Annotated in this window: 3 protein-coding genes; all 3 read left to right on the top strand. The window is 67.4% G+C overall.

Going from position 1 to position 4929, the window contains the following annotated elements; translation table 11 throughout:
* The first annotated feature begins 14 nt into the window (after window positions 1-14).
* Complete coding sequence (locus WC493_RS21555) at window positions 15-3077, top strand: efflux RND transporter permease subunit (protein ID WP_373068390.1); 3063 nt, start codon at window positions 15-17, stop codon at window positions 3075-3077.
* Window positions 3078-3087: 10 nt separating this feature from the next.
* Window positions 3088-4146: an efflux RND transporter periplasmic adaptor subunit gene (locus tag WC493_RS21550; protein WP_373068388.1), complete on the top strand. Its 1059-nt coding sequence runs from the start codon at window positions 3088-3090 to the stop codon at window positions 4144-4146.
* The coding region (locus tag WC493_RS21545) for an efflux RND transporter permease subunit (RefSeq protein WP_373068386.1) at window positions 4143-4929 on the top strand (787 nt) is incomplete at its 3' end. The genes WC493_RS21550 and WC493_RS21545, both read left to right, overlap by 4 nt.

Raw genomic sequence — 4929 nt, 5'->3', positions numbered from 1 at the left:
CCCGCGCGCAAGCCATGAACGTTTCCGCGTGGTCTATCCGCAACCCCATACCGGCGGTGCTGCTGTTCGTGATGCTCACGTTCGCCGGTGTGCTGGCCTTCAAGAACATGCGCATCCAGCAGTTCATGGATATCGACCTGCCGACGGTGACGGTGACGGCGACCCTGCCCGGCGCCGCGCCCGGGCAGATGGAAACCGAAGTCGGCCGCAAGATCGAAAACGCGATGGCGACGCTGCAGGGCATCAAGCACATCTACACCAAGGTGCAGGACGGCACGGCCACGGTCACCGTCGAATTCCGCCTGGAGAAGCCGACCCAGGAAGCCGTCGACGATGTGCGCGACGCCATGTCGCGCATCCGCGCCGACCTGCCGGGCGACCTGCGCGATCCCGTGATTACCAGGATGAGCGTCGCCGGTGCGCCGATCCTCACTTACACGATAGCATCGCCCCGGCTGGACGAGGAAGCCCTGTCCTGGTTCGTGGACAACACCGTCACCAAGGCGATGCTGAGCGTGCGCGGCGTCGGCGCCGTGGCGCGCGTCGGCGGCGTCACGCGCGAGATCCGCGTCGAGCTCGACCCGGATCGCCTGCAGGCGCTGCGCGCCACGGCGGCGGACGTTTCGCGCCAGTTGCGCCAGGTGCAGCAGGAAGCCTCGGGCGGGCGCGCCGACGTCGGCGGCATCGAGCAGTCGGTGCGCACCATCGCTACGGTGCAATCCGCCACGGAGATCGGTGCGCTGGAAATCGCGCTTGCCGACGGCCGCCGGGTGCGGCTCGACGAACTGGCGAAAGTCAGCGATACCGTCGCCGAGCAGCGCTCGGCGGCCCTGCTCAACGGCAAGCCGGTGGTCGGCTTCGAGATTTCGCGCAGCCGCGGCGCCGGCGAAGTCCAGGTCGCCGGCGATATCCGTGCTGCCCTGGAGAAGCTCAAGCGCGAACATCCGCACATCGTCGTCACCGAGGCCTTCAACTTTGTCGATCCGGTGGTCGAAAATTTCGAGGGATCGATGTGGCTGTTGATCGAAGGCGCGGTGCTGGCGGTGATCGTCGTCTGGCTCTTCCTGCGCGACGGCAGGGCCACCTTCGTCTCGGCCACGGCGTTGCCGCTCTCGGCGATCCCCACCTTCGCCGTCATGTACCTGATGGGCTTCACGCTGAATGTCGTGACCCTGCTCTCGATGTCGCTGGTGGTCGGTATCCTGGTGGATGACGCGATCGTCGAGATCGAGAACATCATGCGCCACCTGCGCGAGGGCAAGTCGCCCTACCAGGCAGCCATGGAGGCCGCGGACGAAATCGGGCTGGCGGTGATCGCGACCACCTTCACGCTGATCGCGGTGTTTCTGCCCACCGCCTTCATGAGCGGCGTGCCCGGCAAGTTCTTCGTCCAGTTCGGCTGGACGGCAGCGATCGCCGTGTTCTTCTCCCTGGTGGTGGCGCGCATGCTGACGCCGATGATGGCGGCCTACCTGCTGCGGCCGCCGCGGCAGGCGCAAGGCGAAGCGCGCTGGATGGCGCTCTATGTCCGTTGGGTGACCTGGTGCCTGCAGCACCGCCTGGCGACACTGGGTGCCGCCGCCGGGTTCTTCTTCGGCTCGTTCGCTTTGCTGCCCCTGCTGTCCACCGGTTTCCTGCCGCAGGACGACCTGTCGCAGACCCAGGTATATCTGTCCCTGCCCCCCGGCAGCACCTTCAAGGAGACGCATGCCGCGGCCGAAGCGGCACGCGTCATGGTCGCCCGCAATCCGCATGTGAAGATGGTCTACACGGCGATCGGCGGCGGCGCCGCCGGCAGCGATCCCTTCGCGCCGCGCGGTGCCGCCGAGGTGCGCAAGGCGACGCTGACCATCAACCTCACGCCGCGCCAGGACCGCGGCGGCGTCAAGAAGCAGGCCATCGAACAGGCGCTGCGCGAGGCGCTGCAGGCCCTGCCCGGCGTGCAGGTGAAAGTCGGGCTGGGCGGCTCCAGCGAAAAATACGTGCTGGTGCTGGCGGGCGAGGACGGAGCGTTGCTGGCGGACCATGCGCGCAAGGTCGAGCACGAGCTGCGCACCATCCCCGGCATCGGCGCGGTCACCTCCACCGCCAGCCTGACCCGGCCGGAACTGGTGGTAAAACCCGACTTCAGCCGCATGGCCGATCTCGGCGTGAGTTCGGCGGCCATCGCCGACGTCTTGCGCATCGCCACCGCCGGGGACTACGACCAGAGCATCGCCAAGCTCAACCTGGCGCAGCGCCAGGTGCCCATCGTCGTCAAGCTGCCCGCAGCGGCGCGCCAGGATATCGGCCTGCTCGAGCGCCTCACGGTGCCGGGCCGGAACGGTCCGGTCATGGTCGGCGCTGTCGCCAGCCTGACCATCGCCGGCGGCCCGGCCGAAATCGACCGCTACGACCGGCTGCGCAACATCAATTTCGAGATCGAGCTCAACGGCCAGCCGCTGGGCGAGGTGGAGAAGCAGACCCTGGCCCTGCCCAGCCTGAAGATCCTGCCGCCGGGAATCCTGCAGACCACCGTGGGTGATGCCGAGGCAATGGGCGAACTGTTCGAAAGCTTTTCGCTGGCGATGCTGACCGGCGTGCTCTGCATCTATGTCGTGCTGGTGCTGCTGTTCAAGGATTTCGTGCAGCCGGCGACGATCCTCGCGGCGCTGGTGCTCTCGGTCCCCGGCGCCTTCCTCGCCTTGTTCGTGACGCAGACCGCGCTGTCGATGCCGTCGATGATCGGGCTCATCATGCTGATGGGCATCGCCACCAAGAATTCGATCCTGCTGATCGACTACGTGGTGCTGGCGCGGCGCGAGCATGGCCTCGACCGCTGGCATGCCCTGCTCGACGCCTGCCGCAAGCGCGCCCGTCCGATCGTCATGACCACCGTGGCCATGGGCGCCGGCATGATGCCGATCGCTATCGGGCTCGGCACCGATTCGAGCTTCCGCGCGCCGATGGCCATCGTCGTCATCGGCGGACTGATCACATCTACCTTCCTCAGCCTGCTGGTGATACCCGTCGTGTTTACCTATGTTGATGATCTTGTCCACCGTGTGCAGAGCCTCTGGCCCAGCCCGCACGCATGAAAGAGCTTCCATGAGAACCGCAGCACTCCTGCTTGTTTCCGTCCTGCTCGGCGCTTGCGGCGAGACTTCCCCGCCGCAGGCACCGCTGAAGCTGGTGCGCACCCTGATAGTCGGCGCCGGCGATACGGCGATCAACGGCGTCGACAGGAGCTACAGCGGCGAGGTGCGTGCCCGCATCGAAACCACGCTGGGCTTTCGCGTCGCCGGCAAGATTGTCGAACGCCGCGTCGATGCCGGAGCGGCGGTCAAGGCCGGCCAGGTGCTGGCGCGCCTCGATCCCGCCGATGCCGGCTTGCAGGCAACCCAGGCCGAAGCCCATCTCGCCCTGGCGGCGGCCGATCTGGCGCGCTATCGCGATCTGAAGGCGCGGAACTACATCAGCGCCTCGGCACTCGATGCGCGTGAAACCACGTTCAAGGCAGCGCAGGCGCAGGCTGCCCTGGCGAAGAACCAGGCGGCTTACACCCAGTTGGTGGCGGACCGCAACGGCGTCATCCAGCAGGTACTGGCCGAGCCGGGGCAGGTCGTAAGCGCCGGCCAGACAGTGTTCCGCATGGCGCAGGATGGCGAACGTGAAATCGCGATCGCACTGCCGGAAAGCGAAGTCGCCGGCTTTAAATCCGGGCAGGCCGCCGAGGTCAGCTTCTGGGCCGCATCGGGCGCGGCAGCCAAACCCGTCGCGGGGCGCCTGCGCGAAATTTCTCCGGTGGCCGATCCGGTGACCCGAACCTTTGCCGCGCGGGTCAGCCTCAAGGACGCCGACCCGCAGCTGCCGCTGGGCATTACGGCCACCGTGCGATTCCCGGGCGGCACGGCCGGCGCGGTCGGCGCGCCGGGACTGATCGTGCCGCTGACGGCGATTTTCCAGCAGGGTGAGCGGCCGGCGGTGTGGATAGTCGGCGCCGGCAATACGGTGAAGCTGCAGCCGGTGGGCATATCCGCCTATACCGACAGCGGCGCGGTGGTGGCCGGCGGCCTGGCCGGTGGCGAGCAGATTGTCGCCGCCGGCGTTAACCTGCTCGCGGCCGGAGAAAAGGTTCGCGTCGCACCAGAGGCGACCCGCCGATGAATCGGCTCAATCTTTCCGAGTGGGCGCTGCAACATCCGCAGATGGTGCTTTATCTGATCGTCGTGCTCATGCTCGGCGGTGCGGTTTCCTATGACCGGCTCGGCCGCGCCGAAGACCCGGACTACACGGTAAAGATGATGGTGGTGCGCACCCTTTGGCCGGGCGCATCCGCTTCGCAGGTCGAGCAGCAACTGACCGAGCGCATCGAAAAGAAGCTGGCCGAGCTGCCTTGGGTGGATGTGCTGCGCACCGCTTCGCGGCCCGGCGAATCCCTGACCATCGTCCACCTCAGGGATACGTCGACGAAAGCCGAGGTGGCGGAGGCCTGGCGCCAGGTGCGCAAGAAGCTCGACGACATGCGGCACACCCTGCCGCCCGGCGTGCAGGGCCCCTTTCCCAACGACGAGTTCGGCGACGTGCAGATCAAGATCTTCGCCCTGACCGCCCGCGATGACCGCGCCGGCTACGGCATGGGCGACCTGCGACGGGAAGCCGACCGCATCGCGCGCGAGTTGCGTCGCGTCGAGGACGTGAAGAAGATCGAACTGATAGGCGTGCAGGACGAGAAGATCTACATCGACGTCAGTCCGGCGCGGCTGGCCGCCATGGGCCTGGTGCCGACCCAGGTGTTCGAGGCGCTGCAGCGGCAGAATGCCGTGGCGCCCGCCGGACAGGTCGAAACCGAAACGGACCGCGTGCGCCTGCGCGTCTCCGGCCCCTTCGACAGCGTCGACGCGCTGCGCGAAGCCACGCTGGCGGCGGGCGGACGGACTTTTCGCCTCG

It is taken from the genome of Zavarzinia sp. (assembly GCF_041650655.1).
Taxonomy (GTDB): Bacteria; Pseudomonadota; Alphaproteobacteria; order Zavarziniales; family Zavarziniaceae; genus Zavarzinia.
The sequence above is the reverse complement of the archived record's forward strand: the minus strand, read 5'-3'. Positions and strand labels throughout refer to the sequence as shown.

Coding starts and splice junctions, on each gene's coding strand:
- WC493_RS21555 (WP_373068390.1), top strand. CDS start 15: ATGAACGTTTCCGCGTGGTCTATCCGCAACCCCATACCGGCGGTGCTG.
- WC493_RS21550 (WP_373068388.1), top strand. CDS start 3,088: ATGAGAACCGCAGCACTCCTGCTTGTTTCCGTCCTGCTCGGCGCTTGC.